This is a genomic window from Variovorax sp. NFACC27 (assembly GCF_048301545.1).
Taxonomy (GTDB): Bacteria; Pseudomonadota; Gammaproteobacteria; order Burkholderiales; family Burkholderiaceae_C; genus Variovorax; species Variovorax gossypii.
Map to the genome: position 1 here is coordinate 2346110 of NZ_CP157613.1, position 16125 is coordinate 2362234.

The 16125-nt window shown below is 70.3% G+C and carries 6 protein-coding genes and 1 pseudogene; 6 read left to right on the forward strand and 1 reads right to left on the reverse strand.

Features of this window, described 5'->3' with window-relative positions:
* Positions 1-45 precede the first annotated feature (45 nt).
* The 6 genes and pseudogenes from ABL840_RS11035 to ABL840_RS11060 form a co-directional block, all read left to right on the forward strand.
* A pseudogene (locus ABL840_RS11035) lies at positions 46-8046 on the forward strand (amino acid adenylation domain-containing protein); the annotation flags it as partial.
* An 86-nt stretch (positions 8047-8132) separates the two neighbouring features.
* Positions 8133-9113, forward strand: a complete 981-nt coding sequence (locus ABL840_RS11040; RefSeq protein WP_093307098.1) for a TauD/TfdA family dioxygenase — start codon at positions 8133-8135, stop codon at positions 9111-9113.
* A 33-nt stretch (positions 9114-9146) separates the two neighbouring features.
* Positions 9147-10061 carry a TauD/TfdA family dioxygenase gene (locus ABL840_RS11045; protein ID WP_093429399.1) on the forward strand — a complete coding sequence of 305 codons (915 nt, stop codon included), beginning with the start codon at positions 9147-9149 and terminating at the stop codon, positions 10059-10061.
* A complete protein-coding gene (locus ABL840_RS11050; RefSeq protein WP_093307100.1) occupies positions 10058-11230 on the forward strand; it encodes a hypothetical protein in 1173 nt (390 codons plus the stop codon). The genes ABL840_RS11045 and ABL840_RS11050 overlap by 4 nt, the downstream gene beginning before the upstream one ends.
* Positions 11231-11252: 22 nt before the next feature.
* A complete protein-coding gene (locus tag ABL840_RS11055; protein ID WP_093307101.1) occupies positions 11253-12668 on the forward strand; it encodes an alpha/beta hydrolase family protein in 1416 nt (471 codons plus the stop codon).
* A 242-nt stretch (positions 12669-12910) separates the two neighbouring features.
* Positions 12911-13927, forward strand: coding sequence for a patatin-like phospholipase family protein (locus ABL840_RS11060; protein ID WP_093198886.1), 1017 nt, complete (start codon positions 12911-12913; stop codon positions 13925-13927).
* Positions 13928-13959: 32 nt separating this feature from the next.
* Here the strand turns inward: ABL840_RS11060 and ABL840_RS11065 are convergent, their stop codons facing one another.
* Complete coding sequence (locus ABL840_RS11065; RefSeq protein WP_093301173.1) at positions 13960-16104, reverse strand: glycoside hydrolase family 3 N-terminal domain-containing protein; 2145 nt, start codon at positions 16102-16104, stop codon at positions 13960-13962.
* Positions 16105-16125: the final 21 nt, after the last annotated feature.

A 16125-nucleotide genomic window follows, 5' to 3' on the forward strand; every position in this document is an offset into this window, starting at 1 on the left:
GATGATCGCGCTGCTGCAGCAACACGGCAGCAGGAGCAGCAGCCGCGCATCACCCCGCGCATGTTGCCGCTGGTGAGGCTGGAGCAGGCCCAGATCGACCGCATCGTCGCCGCCACGCCGGGTGGTGCGGGCAACGTGCAGGACATCTATCCGCTCGCGCCGCTGCAGGAGGGCATCCTGTTCCATCACCTGCTGCAGCAGCAGGGCGACGCCTACCTGACCCGGCTGCTCATGGCCTTCGACAGCCGTGAGCTGCTGGACCGCTTCGTCGCCGCAATGAATGAAGCCATCGCGCGCCACGATGTGCTGCGCACCGCCGTGCAGTGGGACGGCTTGGCCGAGCCGGTTCAGGTGGTGTGGCGCCGGGCGCGGCTGGAAGTCGAGACGCTGGAGTTCGACGGCGGCGACCTGCAGGCGCGGCTGCAGGCCCATGCCGACCCGGCCCGCTATCGCCTCGACGTGCGCCGCGCGCCGATGATGCGCGGCTTCGCGGCCTTCGATGAGGCAGGTGGACGCTGGCTGCTGCAGATGCTCTATCACCACCTGGCGATGGACCACGTCACGCTGGAGCTGCTGGCCCACGAAGTCGGCCTCGTGATGCAGGGCCGTCGCGCCGAGTTGCCGCAGCCCGTGCCCTTCCGCAACTTCGTCGCGCAGGCCCGGCTGGGCGCGCGCGAAGCCGAGCATGAGCAGTTCTTCCGCGCGATGCTGGGCGACGTCGTGCAGCCGACCGCGCCCTTCGATCTGCTCGACGTGCAGGGCAACGGCAGCGACGCGGTGCAGGCGAAGCTGCGGCTCGAACCGGCGCTGTGCGCAGACCTGCGGCGCGTGGCGCGCGGGCGCGGTGTCGGCGCCGCGTGCGTGTTCCACCTGGCCTGGGCGCAGGTGCTGGCGCGCTGCAGCGGCAACGGCGGTGGCGACGTGGTGTTCGGCACCGTGCTGCTCGGCCGCCTGCAGGGCGGCGAAGGCGCCGACCGCGCGATGGGCATGTTCATCAACACCCTGCCGCTGCGGGTGCGGCTGGAGGGGCTCAGCGCGGGGGCGGCGCTCGGCGAGACGGCCGCCGCGCTCGCGGAACTGCTGCGCCACGAGCACGCGTCGCTGACGCTGGCGCAGCGCTGCAGCGGCCTGCCCGCGAACACGCCGCTGTTCTCGGCGCTGCTGAACTACCGCCACAGCCGCGAGCAGGCGGTGCAGGGCGAGGAAGGCATCGCCGGCATCCGTCATCTGGAGAGCCGCGACCGCACCAACTACCCCTTCGTGCTGCATGTGGACGACCACGGCCAGGGCTTCTCCATTACCGCCGAGATCGTGAAGCTGGTGGACGCCGCGCGCATCGCCGGCTGGATGCGCGAAACCCTCGAACACCTCGTGCGCGCGCTCGACCAGGCGCCCGACACGCCGATGCGTGACATCGAGACGCTGCCGGCGGCCGAGCGCGAGCAGGTGCTGCACGGCTTCAATGCCACCCGCCGTGACCATGGAGACATCGGCGAACTGGTGCACGCGCTGTTCGAGCGCCGGGCCGACAGCGACCCGCACGCGGTCGCGCTGGAATCCGCCACCGAACGATTGGGCTATGGCGAGTTGGAGGCCCGTTCGAACCAGCTGGCCCATCATCTGCGCACGCTCGGCGTGGTGCCCGATCAGCGCGTGGCGATCTGCCTGGAGGGCGGGGCCGCGGCGGTGATCGCGATCGTGGCCACGCTCAAGGCTGGCGGGGCCTATGTGCCGCTGGACCCGGCGCTGCCCGACGAACGCCTGATGCACATGCTCGCCGATAGCGCGCCGCTCGTGCTGCTGACGCAGGAGCGGCTGGCAGGCCGCCTCGGCACGCCACCGACCTGCGAGTGCGTACTGCTCGACGACATCGCCACAGCGCCATGGGCACAGGCCGCCGCGCCCCGGCCCGATCCGCACGCGCTGGGCCTGCGTGGCGAGCACCTGGCCTATGTGATCTACACCTCCGGCTCCACCGGCGTGCCCAAGGGCGTGGCGATGCCGCACGGTGCCCTGGCCAACCTGCTGGCCTGGCAGCGTGAGCAGTTGCCCGACGCGGCGCGCACCCTGCAGTTCGCGGCGCCGGGCTTCGACGTCGCGTTCCAGGAAATCTTCTCCACGCTGGCCACGGGTGGCACGCTGGTGCCGGTGCCCGAGGAGTTGCGACGCGACCTGCCCGCGCTGGCCGGTTGGCTCGGCGAGCAGGGTGTCGAGCGGCTCTTCCTGCCCTTCATTGCGCTCAACGCCTTGAGCGAGCTGTGGTCGCAGGACGGGGCGGCGCTGCCGCCGACGCTGCGCGACCTGATCGTCGCGGGCGAGCAGTTGCGCATCCCGCCGGCGATGCGGCGGCTGTTCGAAGGCGGCGGCAAGGCGCGCCTGCACAACCACTACGGTCCGACCGAGAGCCACGTGGTCACGACGTACACGCTCTCAGGCCCCGCTGAGGAGTGGAGCGACCTGCCGCCCATCGGCACGCCAGTCGACAACTGCCGGCTGTACCTGCTCGACGCGCAAGGCCGGCCCGTGCCGCGCGGCGTGGCAGGCGAGATCCACATCGCCGGCGCACAGGTCGCGCGCGGCTACCTGAACCAGCCCGCGCTGAGCGCCGAACGCTTCCTGCGAGATCCGTTCGCGGACGACAAATTCGCGCGCATGTACCGCAGCGGCGACCTCGGCCGCTGGCGCGACGACGGCACGATCGAATACCTCGGGCGCAACGACTTCCAGCTCAAGATCCGTGGCCACCGCGTCGAACCCGGCGAGATCGAGGCGCGCCTCGACGAGCTGCCCGGTGTGCGCGAAGCGGCAGTGGTCGCGCGCGAGGACGTGCCCGGCGAGAAGCGCCTTGTCGCCTACGTCGTCGCGAACGGCGCGCAGGACGCCATCGACCCGGCCGGGCTGCGCCAGCAACTGGCCGCGCGCCTGCCCGAGCACATGCTGCCGGGCGCCTTCGTGTCGCTCGTGGCCCTGCCGCTGACGCCGAACGGCAAGCTCGACCGCAAGGCGCTGCCGGCGCCCGAGGGTCTCGCCTTCGCCCATCGCAGCTACGAGGCGACGATCGGCGAGATCGAGGACACGCTCGCGCAGATCTGGTGCGAGTTGCTCGGCATGGAGCGCGTCGGGCGCAACGACAATTTCTTCGAGCTCGGCGGTCACTCGCTGCTCGCAGTGCGGCTGGTCTCGCAGCTGCGCGAGCGGCTCGGCGTGGAACTGCCGCTGCCCGTGCTGTTCACCCATCCACAGCTCGCCGACCTGGCGCGCGACGTGGCCGAGGCGAGCCAGAACACGCTGGGTGCGATCGCGCGCGCCGACCGCTCGGCACCGCTGCCGATGTCCTTCGCGCAGCAGCGGCTGTGGTTCATCGCGCGGGTCGACCCCGAGGCGAGCAAGGCCTATCACGTGCCCGACGCGGTGCGGCTGCGCGGCCCGCTGGACGTTGCGGCGCTGCAGGCCGCCTTCGATCGCATCGTCGAGCGCCACGAGGTGCTGCGCACCCGCTTCGTCGGCATCGGGGGCGAGGCTCGGCAGGTCATCGACGCGCCGCGCGGCTTCGCGCTGCTGCATGAAGACCGGCGCGGCATCACCGACGAGGCGCTGGAGCGCATCGTGCGCGAGGAGGCGCTGCGCCCGTTCGATCTCGCGCTGGGCCCGCTGATCCGGGGCCGCCTGCTCGTGCTCGGTCCTGACGACCACGTGCTGCTCGTGACCATGCACCACATCGTGTCCGACGGCTGGTCGGGCGGGGTGCTGGCGAAGGAGTTCTCTGCGCTGTACGGCGCTTTTCGCGAAGGCCGCTCCGACCCGCTGCCGCCGCTGGCCATCCAGTACGCCGACTTCGGCATGTGGCAGCGCCAATGGCTGCAGGGGCCGCTGCTGCAGCAGCAGTTGGAGCAATGGGTGCGGCAGCTGCGCGGCGCGCCGGCCTTGCTCGACCTGCCGACCGACCGGCCGCACCCGCCGGTGCAAGACTATCGTGGCGCCAACATCGCGGTCGAACTCGACGCCGAGTTGGGCCAGGGCCTGCGCGCGCTGGGCCAGCGCCATGGTACAACGCTGTACATGACGCTGCTCGCGGCATGGGCGGTGGTGCTGGGCCGCCTGAGCGGGCAGGAGCAGGTGGTGATCGGCAGCTCGCACGCCGGCCGCAACCGCGTGGAGGTCGAGCCGCTGATCGGCTTCTTCGTCAACACGCAGGCGCTGAAGATCGACCTCTCGGACAGCCCGGGCGTGGGCGCGCTGCTGGCACAGGCGCGGCAGACCGCGGTGCAGGCCCAAAGCCTGCAGGACGTGCCCTTCGAGCGGCTGGTCGAGGCGCTCAACCCGCCGCGTTCGCTGGCCCACCATCCGGTGTTCCAGGTGATGCTGTCGTGGCACAACACGCCCGAGGCCGGGCTCGACCTGCCCGGCCTGCAGGCGCAGAGCCTGGGCGGCGGCGCGGACAGTGCGCAGTTCGAGCTCTCGCTGGAGCTGCGCGAGAACGGGGAGGGCATCGCCGGCCAGCTCAACTACGCCAGCGCCCTGTTCGACGAGGCCACGGTGCGCCGCCAATGGCGTTGCCTGGAAGCGGTGCTGCGCGCCATGGTCGCCGACGACAGCCAGCCGGTGGACCGCATCGACCTGCTCGACGCCGACGAGCGCGCGGCGATCGTGGAAGGCTTCAACGAAAGCCATGCCGTCACAGCCCAGCCGGTGCTGGTGCATGCACTCATCGAGGAACAGGCGGCGCGCCAGCCCGATGCGCAGGCGATCGAATACGCGGGCCAGAGCCTGGGCTACGGCGAGCTCAATGCGCGCTCCAACCGGCTCGCCCATCACCTGCGCGCGCTCGGCGTGAAGCCCGATGACAGGGTTGCGATCTGCGCCGAGCGCAGCCTCGAGATGGTCGTGGCGATGCTGGCCACGCTCAAGGCCGGCGGCGCGTACGTGCCGCTCGATCCGGTTCATCCGGACGAGCGCCTGGCGCAGATGCTGGAAGACAGCGGTGCGGTCGTGCTGCTGACCCAGCAGCGCCTCGACGCACGGCTGCAGGTGCCGCAACGATGCGCTCGCGTGCTGCTCGACGCCGAACAGCCGGACTGGGCCACGGCGCCGTCCACCAACCCGGACCCGGCCGCCGTCGGCCTCACGCCCTCGCACCTGGCCTACGTGATCTACACCTCCGGATCGACCGGCGAGCCCAAGGGCGTGATGGTCGAGCACCGCAACGTGGCCTTCTTCCTGCGCGCGATGGAGGCCTGCGTGCACGGCACGGCACCCGATTGCCGGCGCGTGGCGTGGAACTCCTCCTTCGGCTTCGACATGGCCGTGAAGGCCTGGGGGCAACTCGCCTTCGGCCGCAGCGTGTTCCTGCTGCCCGAGGCGGACCGACTCGGCGCGCAGGAGCTGCTCGGCTTTCTGGAAACCCATCGCATCGAGGCGATGGAGTGCACGCCTTCGCACCTGCGGCTGATGCAGGGCGCGGGCCTCCTGCAAGGCCGCGCGCCGAGTCTGCGCAAGCTGCTGCTCGGTGGCGAGCCGATCGACGCGGCCACCTGGGGCACGCTGGCGGCCGTCGAAGGGCGGCTCTTCTTCAACATGTACGGGCCGACCGAATGCACCGTGGACGCGAGCTGCGGTGTCATCGACGGGCGCCGTCCGCACATCGGGCAGGTGATGCCGGGCGCGCGGATCTACCTGCTCGACGCGGCGGGGCAGCCGGTGCCGGTCGGCGTGGCGGGCGAGATCCACATCGGCGGTGCCGGCGTCGCGCGCGGCTATCTCGGCCGGGCCGAACTCACTGCAGAGCGCTTCCCGCGCGATCCGCTCGTGGACGACGCGCAGGCACGCATGTACCGCGCCGGCGACCTCGGCCGCTGGCGCGAGGACGGCACGCTCGAATACCTCGGCCGCAACGACCAGCAGATCAAGCTGCGCGGCTTTCGCATCGAGCCCGGCGAGATCGAGGCACGCCTCGCGCGGCTGCCGGGGGTGCGCGAGGCGGCGGTGGTCGCGCGCGAGGACAGCCCCGGCGACAGGCGCCTGGTCGCGTACGTGGTGGCCGGCACGGAGACGCCCGATCCGATGCAGCTGCGCGCTGGCCTGGCCGCGCACCTGCCCGAATACATGCTGCCTTCGGCCTTCGTGACGCTAGCTGCGCTGCCGCTCACGCCCAACGGCAAGCTCGACCGCAAGGCGCTGCCGGCGCCCGACGCTCAGGGCCTGGCGCTCGGCCGCTACGAGGCGCCGCGGGGCGAGGCGGAATGCACCATCGCCGCGCTGTGGTCGCAGCTGCTGGGCGTCGAGCGCATCGGCCGGCACGACAACTTCTTCGACCTGGGCGGCTACTCGCTGATGGTGTTCCAGGTCATCGAGGGGCTGAAGCAGAAGGGCTACGAGGTCGCGCTGCAGGACGTGCTGCTGGCGCAGCAGCTCAGCGCGCTGGCCGAGCTTATCGGCAAGCCGCGCGAAGACATCGCGGAGGCCGGTCCGAACGCACAGTGGGTGACCATCCGCAAGGGTGGCGCCACGCGGCGCGCGCTGGTGTTCATCCACGAACCCAGCGGCGAGGTGCTGTCGTACGAGCGGCTGGCGCGGCACGTCGATCCGGAAATCGGCCTCTACGGCATCCGCGCCGACCGCGACGCGGTGCAGGCCGGAAGCCGCTACGAGGACCTGGCCGCCGGCTACGTGCGCCTGATCCGCGAGGCGCTGCCGCAGGGGCCGTATCGGCTCGCGGGCTGGTCGGCCGGCGGCGTGCTGGCCTTCGAGGTCGCGCGGCAGCTGCTCTCGGCGGGCGAGCAGGTCGAGTTCCTCGGGCTGATCGACAGCTGGCACCGCGGCGAGGGCGAGCGCGGCGTTTCCGAGCTGGGCGAGCAGGACCGCAAGCTGCTGCTGGTGGCCTTCGCCGAGTACTACGGGCGCAAGCTGGAGGCGGGCGAGATCGAGCGGCTTCTCGCCACCGACGGCCTGCCCGCCGCGATCGCGCTGGCGCGCGCCGAGGGGTGGCTGAAGAAGGACATGAGCCCGGCGGAGTTCGACGCGCGCGCGGGGCTCTGGTTCGAGCTGCGCGCGGCGGCGCATCGCTATCACGCGCGGCCGCTGGAGATCGATGCGCATCTGTTCTCGGCGCTACCGGCAGGCGATACGGGCGATCCGGCCAACGGCTGGAGCCCGGTGCTTGGCAACCGGCTGCAGGTGCATCCGGTGGGCGGCGACCACTGGAGCATCATGATGGACGGCCGACACGCAGCGCGTGTCGGTGGGGCGATCGACTCGATCCTCGAGCGGCTCGATGGCACGCAAGCGCAGCCGGCCATGGCCAACCGCCCGCCAGCGCCAGGTGCCGTGGTGACCATCAGGAGCGGGAGCAACGGCACCGCCCATGCACGCAAGGTGTTCTGCCTGCCGGGTGCGGGCGCCAACGCAACGTCGTTCCTCGACTTCGCTTCGCGCAGCCCCGGCGATGCCAGCTTCATCGGCCTGGAGGCGCCCGCGCTGCTGGGCCGCGACGGCGAGCCGCCGACGCTGCAGGAGGCGGCGCGGCGGCATGTGGATGCGATACGCGCGCTGCAACCGCGGGGGCCCTATCACCTGATCGGCCATTCCTTCGGCGGCTGGGTCGCGCTGGAAACGGCACGGCAGCTGGCCGAGGCCGGTGCCACGGTCGCACCGGTGGTGCTCGTCGACACCGATGCGCCGCGCGCCGAAGGCTTCGGCGACCGCGCCCACGCGCTGCGCGAGTACCTGGCGCTGATCCGGCTGCAGGGCGGAAAGGAGCACGGGCTCGACGCCGGCACGCTGGCCGCGCTGCCTGCAGGCGAGCAGACGGCATCGGTCTTCGAGGCCATGCGGCGCGCCCGCCTCCTGCCGCCCAGCGCGCGGCGCGCGGACTTCGCGCCGGTGCTTGAGATGTTCTGCCGCCAGTGCGCGATCGGCTATCGCCCCGAGGGCGAGTTCACCGGCCTCGCGTTGCTGCTGCGGGCGGTTTCCGATGATGGAGACGAAGCCGTGAGCCTCGACGCCTGGCGCACGCATGAGCCCCGGCTGCGCAGCTTCGACGTGCCCGGCAGCGATCACCTGTCGATCCTCAGGCAGCCGCACGTCGATCGGGTGATCGAGATCGTCGGGCGGCACTGGTACCTGGGGCAGCGCGCATGAGCGGGGCGGCAGCAACCGTCGCGGACCTGCGCGAGGCCGAGGACTTCGACGACGACTTTCCGCATCTCATCCACGCCGATGCGGAGCTGGCCGGCGGCAGCGCGGCCGATGCCGAAGGCTGGTTCGGTGAAGCGATGCCGCGCCTGGAACCCATGCTGCTGCGTGCCGGCGCGCTGCTGTTTCGCGGCTTTCCGTTGCGCGAGGCCGAGGACTTCCGGCGCGCGGTCGCGGCGATGGCGTCGCAGCAGCTGCGCGACTACGCGGGCGGTACCTCGCCGCGCAGCAAGGTGGCCGACGGCGTCTACACCTCGACCGAGTACCCGAAGCAACTGGAGATACCGCTGCACAACGAGATGTCGTACAGCCTGCGCTGGCCGCAACGCCTCTACTTCTTCTGCGCTACCCCGCCGCAGACGGGCGGCGAGACGCCGCTGGCCGACTCGCGGCGCGTGCTGCAGGCAATGCCGGTCTCCATCGTCGAGGAGTTCGAGCGCCGCGAGCTGATGTACGTGCGCAACCTCGCGCCGGCGCACGCGCCCTACAACGCCTGGAGCAAGGCCTTCGAGACCGCCGACCGCGAGCAGGTCGAGGCGCATTGCCGCGAGATGGACATCGGCTGCGAGTGGCAGCCCGGCGGCGGCCTGCGCATCCACGAGCGGCGGCCGGCCACGCGCGTGCATCCGCTGAGCGGCGAGCGCGTCTGGTTCAACCAGGTGCACCTGTTCCATGCCTCCAACACGCCGATGGGCGCCAAGGTCGATGCGCGCATCGAGGCCGGGCTGCCGATGGCGGCTTACTACGGCGACGGCGGCCGCATCGACAGCGCCACGCTCGCCGACGTGCGCGAGGTGCTGCGCGCGCAGCGGCGCACTTTCGCGTGGCGCCAGGGTGACCTGCTGGTGGTGGACAACCTCCTCGCGGCGCACGGGCGGCTGCCATTCGACGGGCCGCGCCGCATCCTGGTGGCCATGTCCTGAAGAGATCAACGAACCGAATGTGTGAACGAACCCATGCAAATCACTTCAGCTTCCCGCGAGCCGCTAGCGCCCTGGATACGGCAGAACCGCGATCGCATCGACGAGGCGCTGTGGAGGGACGGCCACGTGCTGTTCCGCGGCTTCGAGGTCGGCGGCCTGCCCGGCTTCGAGGACTGCGCTGGCTCGGCCTGCGACGCGCTCTACAGGCACTACGGCGACCTGCCGCTGGCCAGCGCGAGCGACAACGTCTACTTCTCCACGCCGTACCCCAGGCACCTGGAGATCCGATTCCACAACGAGGCCTCGCATACGCAGAGCTGGCCTTCGCGCCAGCTGTTCTTCTGCCTTGAGCCGGCCACCGAGGGCGGCGAGTGGACCCTGTCGGACGGACGCCAGGTGATCGAGCGGCTGCCCGCGCAGATGCTAGAGCGCTTCCGCGAGCTGGGGCTGGTCTACCGGCGGCGCTTCATCCGAGGGCTGGACACCTCGTGGCAGCAGTTCTTCAAGGTCGAGACCCTGCAGGAGCTGCGCATGAAGATCGCGGGCAGCGGGCACGAGATCGACGCGATCTCCGAGAACGATCTCACCGTGTCGTACCGCACCCATGCCGTGCTGCGCATTCCCGAGCGCGGCACCGAGGCCTGGTTCAACCAGATCCTGCTGCACCACCCCGATGCGCTGCCGGCCGAGGTCGATGCGATGCTGGGCAAGCACTTCCGCCGCGACCAGTTTCCGCGCACCGTGTTCTTCGGCGACGGCAGCCCGATTCCGACCGAATGGGTGCGCACCATCGACCGGGTGCTGATGGAGTGCTCGGTCCGCATTCCCACCGAGGCCCACGACGTGCTGCTGGTCAACAACCTGCTGATGGCCCACGGGCGCCTGCCGTACAGCGGCAACCGCCAGGTGCGCGTGGCGCTCGGCGACATGCGCGAGGTGGCCGCGTGATCCGGCGCCAGCACATCGCCGCCGACTTCTTTCCGGAGGCCGAGGCCATGCGCGCGGCCTACGAGGAGAAGGTCGGCAACGCCTACCGGCAGTCGGTCCAGTGGCAGTACTTCTGCGATCCGCGCATGTACACCTACCTGCGCACGACGCCGCAGCAGGTGTTTCCGCTGCCGCTGTGGCGGCGCTTCGACCGGCACCTGAGGCAGTGGTGCATGGAACACGCCGGGCTGGTGCCGACCGGCGAGCCCAACCTGCACCTGATGGTCAACGGTTGCACGCTGGGCCTGCACAGCGACTTCCAGAACGGAACGCTGGGCTTCGTCTACTCGCTCACGCGCTGGCAGTCGCGCAAGTTCGCCGGCGGCGAAACGCTGCTGATGCGCGACGGCGTGCCCAGCTACAAGAAGCACCACGTGCACGGCGAGGCGCTGTACGAGCTGGTGCCGGCGCAGTTCAACCAGCTGCTGCTGTTCGACGACCGCATCGTCCACGGCACGCCCACCATCCAGGGCAGCATGGACCCGCTGGAGGCGCGCATCGCGCTGGTCGGGCATCTGCGCGCCGCTTCGCCCGTGGTGACGGGGCCGCTGGACGAAGCAGCCGCACGGGAAGTGGTCACCGGATTCCATCGCGCGCTCGCGGAGCCGCTGAAGCCCTTCAGGGACGTGCAGGGCGTGATGAGCTTCCGCCTCGCGGTGGCGGCAGGCGGCGGCGTGGAGTCGGTCGAGGTGCTGACCGACAACTTCGTCACCGCGCAAAGCGGCTATGAGTCCGACGACGAAGTCGCGGCGGCGCGCGCGCTGGTGCTCGATGCGGCGGCGAAGCTGCGCTTTCCGGCTGCAGGCGGGCCGTCGAAGCTCGTCGCCCCGGTGCTGCTGCCGTTGCCGGAACTGCGGCCGATCGAGATCGCCGTTGCTCATGCGGGACGCCCGGCCTTATTGCGCGAAGCGCTCAAGGCACAGCTGAAGGAGGTAGAGGCACTGGGCTTCAGGATCGAGCCGCAGGGCGACGACTTCGCGGTGCGCGAGCCGCTCGCGGGCACGATCCGGATCGAGAGCCATCGCATCGTCGCCTCCTTCGACGCGCCGATGTGGGTGCCCTCGCAGCGCGAGCATTTCCAGGCCGCGCTGAACGAGAAGCTGGGCATGCTGGCCAGGTACGCCGGCTGACGGACGACAACGGAGCCGGGCGATGTCGATGCTCGATGGCGCGATCGTCCTGGTCGCGGTCGGCCTTGCGCTGATCGCGGCGGTGACGAGGCGGGTGAATGGGCGCGTGGTCATCGCCGTGTCGGTTGCGTTGCTGGTGGCTTGCGTCTTCCAGCTCTGGCGCGATGGCCTCTATTGGCAATACCTGCCTGTCCATGCGCTGCTTGCGGCACTGCTGGTGCTGGGCTGGAGGCGAAGCCGGCCGTCGCCGCGACGCGCGCTGGCATGGCTGGGTCGTGGCGGCGTGGCGGGGCTGGCCATGGTCACGCTGCTTGCGTGGAGCTTCGTGCCGGTGCCGGAGCTGCCCGCGCTGCGCGGGCCGTATGCGGTCGGCACCCAGGTGTTCCGATGGGTGGACGGCGAGCGGGCGGAAGATGCGACCGCCGATCCTGATGACCGGCGCAACGTCGTGGTCCAGGCCTGGTATCCGGCAGTGTCAGGGCAGGGCGCGGCGCCGCGCTACATCGACGGCCTCGGCCGGCTGCCGTCCTTCGTGTCGCTGATACCCGGACTGGTGATGCAGCGCTACGACCGAATCGACACGCATGCGCGCGTCGACGCGCCGGTGGCCACGCAACGGACGCGCTGGCCGGTGGTGCTGTTCTCGCCGGGGTATGGCGCGTCGCGCGCGTTCTATTCCGGACTTCTTGCCGACCTGGCGAGCCGTGGCTTCGTGGTGCTCGCGCTGGACCATGCCTACGAAGCGCCAGTGGTCGAACTGGCCGATGGCCGGCTCGCGACGCCGGTCGAGCGCTTCCTGCCCGACGATCCGGATCGCCTGCGCTACATGAGCGAGCGGCAGTCGGTGCGGGCGGCCGACCTGCGCTTCGTCGCCGGACAGATCGGCCGGCCTGGCGCCTTCGGCCCGCTGCTGTCGGAGCGGCTCGATCCGCAGCGCATCGCCGCGATCGGCCATTCCTTCGGCGGCGCGAGCGCGGTCGAGGCGGCCATGGGCGATGCGCGCATTCGCGCTGTCGCGAACATCGACGGCACGCTGTACGGCCGCGCTGCCATCGACCCGATGCCGGTGCCGTTTCTTCTGCTGGAAAGCGATCATCGCGAGACGCGGCATTCGCGGCACTACCTGCAAGGCAATCTCTCGCTCGTGCAGCATGCGCGCGCGGGCGGGTATCGCTACCAGATCGCCGAGGCGAATCACTATGGCTTCACGGACGTGCCGCTGTACCTGTCGGCGCCGGCGCGCTTCGCCGCCGTGGTGCTGATCGGCGGGTCGCGCGGCCCCGCGCTTACGCAGGCGGCCGGCAACGACGTGCTGGCTGCGTTTCTCGCGGGACCGTTGCCGGATGCGCCGGCCGATGTCGCTGCTGCGGCGGCGCGGCATTCCGGGCTGGGCGGCGGAGCACTATCGTCGCGGTCGGGCGAAGGGACTCGACCGTAGCCGAACTGATGCCTTTTTCATTGGGCCCCGGCAGCCTCGGGAGTCCTTAGGTTCTCATTCCCGTTCGATGCGATCCGAGCCTGCGAATCTGTAATGGGACGAAATGGATCGACGCATGAAGAGGGGCCACAGTGCCCTGGCCTTCGATTTCCGTCAGGGCGTGAAGGCAGGTGAGTAGTGGGGGAGAAGGAGAGGAGGAGAAGGCGCGCTGACATCCATTCACCCGAGCAAGGAGCACAGCCATGTCTTTCAAGATTCTCTGCTGCGACGGCGGCGGCATTCGCGGTGTCATCACGGCACTGATGATCCAGGACCTGGACAAGAGTTTCGGCATCGTCGCCAACGCGAACGGTTTCGCCGGCACTTCCACCGGCGGCCTGATCTCGCTGGGCCTCGTGAACGACGTGGGCATCGACGCCATCGTCGATCTCTACGAGACCAAGGGCTCCACCATCTTCAAGCCCAACGGCTGGCTGCTGGACGCACAGGCCAAGCAGCAGGACAAGGCACCCGCGCAGTCGCCCGAGGAGCTGCTGGGCAGCGGCCCGGGCATCTTCAAGTGCCAGTACGTCAACACCGGCCTGCAGTCGGTCGCCGAGACGCTGGTCGGCAACGGCGCGCTGTCCTCGGCGAGCCGCTTCGTGGCGGTCAACTCCGCGCGGCTGTGGGACGCGAGCCAGAACAGCTGGGAGCCGTGCACCATCTCCAACGGCCCGAGCAACGCCTATCGCGGCATCAGCATGGTGGAGGCCGCGCTGGCCACCTCGGCTGCGCCGACCTACTTCCCGCCTTACCAGGTGGGCGACTTCGGCTACTTCGCCGACGGCGGCACCTTCGCCAACAACCCTTCGATGACGGCGATCGTGGAAGCCATTTACCAGGGCTACGCCAGCGCCACGTCGGACATCGTGATGCTGTCGCTGGGCACCGGCGCCAACCCGGTGGGCGTGCCGACCAGCGCCGTGCCGAATCCGCTCGACTGGGGCGTCACGCATTGGCTCTGGCCGTTCAGCAATGGCGTGGTGCCGGCCACGGCACTGCTCAATCTCACGATGGACGCCACCGCGGAACTGGCGGCGACCCAGGCCGGCCAGTTGCTCGGCGGCAACTACATGCGCGCCAACCTGCCGCTCGCCCAGCCGTTCGGCCTGGACGACTACAAGAACGTGGGTGAGCTGGTGAGCGCGACGCTGAACTACATCGAGACCTCGACGCAGTGGGCGCAGGTGCGCAGCTGGGTGCAGGAGAACTGGACCTGACCCGGCCGTTGCCTGCCGCCCGGGCCCGGGCTTCAACGCAGCTCGACGGTCTGGCGCAGCAAGCCTGATTGCTCGGCGCTCGGCCCGACGAGGATCTCGACCTCGCCCGCCTCGAACAGGGGCTGCAGGTCCGGCCCGAGATAGCGCAGCTCGGACGCCGGCAGCTCCAGGCTCACCGAGCCGGCTTCGCCGGGCTTCAGCCGCAGCTTCGCGTAGCCCTTGAGTTCCAGCAGAGGCCGGGTGACACGGCCGAGCTTGCCGCGAGCGAACAGGAAGACAGTCTCCTCGGCCTCGCGCGCGCCGACGTTGCGCAGCCTCACGCCGATCTTCAGCGTGTCCTGCTCGCGCACGCTCCGCGGCTCGACAAGAAGCTCGTCGTAGACGAACCGGCCGTAGGTCAGGCCATGGCCGAAGGCATACAGCGGTGAGTTCTCGACGTCCTGGTACCTGCTCGTGAAGTAGTCGGCAGGGTTCATCGGCCGGCCGGTGGGACGCTGGCCGAAGAAGATCGGCACCTGCCCCACGGCGCGCGGCCAGCTCATCGGCGTGCGGCCACTGGGCGACACCTGGCCAGTGACAACGTCGGCGATCGCATGGCCGGCTTCGACGCCGAGGAACCACGCTGCCAGCAGCGCATCGGCGTTTTGGGAGAGCCAGGGAACGACGAGCGGGCGACCCGAGAACAGGATCGCGACGACGGGGATGCCGAGCGCGTGCGCGCGTGCCGTCACCGCTTCGGCCAGCGCCTGTTGCCGGCCCGGAAGCGCCGGCGTGGCTCGGCTCGCCGCCTCGCCGCTCATCGTTGCACGCTCGCCCAGGCACAGCACGACGGCCTCGGCGCCGTCGCACAGCGCGACGGCGGCTTCGATGCCGCTGTCGTCGTCGCTTTCGATGGCGACGCCCGGCGCGTGGCGTATGTCGGCCTGCGGCAGCGCGGCGCGCAGGCCGGCCAGCACGGTGACGGCCGGCTCGTGCTCGCCGGCACCCCACCATGGGCCTTTCATCTCGGTGACTGCATCGGCCAGCGGGCCGATGACGCACAGCGTCTTTGCCGTCGCAGGCAAGGGCAGGGTGTCGCCCTCGTTCTTCAGCATGACGATGGCCTTGCGCGCGGCGTCGCGCGCCACCGCGTGCCGCTTCACGACGACCTCGGCTGGTTCGGGCGTCGCGCCGCGGCGGTAGGGGTCGTCGAACAGGCCGAGCTGCTCCTTGAGCCGCAGCACGCGGCGCACGCTCGCGTCGATCTCCTCTATGGTCACCCGTCCCTGCTCGATCGCGACCGGCAGGCCCTTGCGGTATGCGTCGGCCATCATGTCGATGTCGACGCCGGCCTTCAATGCCAGCACTGCGGCATCGACGAGATCGGCTGCCACGCCGTGCCTGATCAGTTCCGCGATCGCGTTGTAGTCGCTGACGATGACGCCGTCGAAGCCCATCTCGCCGCGCAGCCAGTCGCGCAGCAAGGGGATGTGCGCCGTCATCGGCACGCCGTTGAGATCGGTGAAGGCGGGCATCAGCGTCGCGACGCCGGCGCGCACGGCTGCCGCGAAGCCCGGCAGATGCACCTCGCGCAAGGTGCGCTCGGAGATGTCGACCGACGCATACTCGCGCCCCGCATTGACCCCGCCATATGCGACGAAATGCTTCGCGCAGGCGGCCAGCGATTCGGCCGACGACAGGTCGGCACCCTGGAAGCCGCGCACCTTGGCTTGCGCGATGCGCGCGTTGAGCCAGGGGTCTTCGCCGGGCCCTTCCGCGGTGCGGCCCCAGCGGGGATCGCGCGATACGTCGAGCATTGGCGCGAAGGTCATCGCCAGGCCGTCGGCGGCGCCTTCGCGCGCGGCCTCGCGTGCCGTGCGCTCCCAGAGCTCTTCGTCGAAGGCGCCGGCCTCCGCGAGCGGGATGGGGAAGAGCGTGCGATGGCCGTGGATGATGTCCAGGCCGATCAGCAGCGGAATGCCCAGCCTCGACTTCTCGACGGCCAGCCGCTGCATCTCGTGCGTGGGCCCGGCGCCCACCATGTTCAGCAGGTTGCCGACGGTGCCGTCGATGATCGACTGCGTGGAGTCTCCCGCGAGCACCGGTCCGGTGACCGTGTAGCTGGAGGCAGTCATCGTCAGTTGGCCCAGCTTTTCGGCAAGCGTCATCCGGGCCATGAGGGTATCGATGCGACTCATCAGGGATTTCGAATAGAACCC

Bases quoted from the DNA above. Each gene is read 5' to 3' on its own strand.
- ABL840_RS11055 (WP_093307101.1), top strand. From the start codon at position 11,253: ATGTCGATGCTCGATGGCGCGATCGTCCTGGTCGCGGTCGGCCTTGCG.
- ABL840_RS11060 (WP_093198886.1), top strand. From the start codon at position 12,911: ATGTCTTTCAAGATTCTCTGCTGCGACGGCGGCGGCATTCGCGGTGTC.
- ABL840_RS11045 (WP_093429399.1), top strand. From the start codon at position 9,147: ATGCAAATCACTTCAGCTTCCCGCGAGCCGCTAGCGCCCTGGATACGG.
- ABL840_RS11040 (WP_093307098.1), top strand. From the start codon at position 8,133: ATGAGCGGGGCGGCAGCAACCGTCGCGGACCTGCGCGAGGCCGAGGAC.
- ABL840_RS11065 (WP_093301173.1), bottom strand. From the start codon at position 16,104: ATGAGTCGCATCGATACCCTCATGGCCCGGATGACGCTTGCCGAAAAG.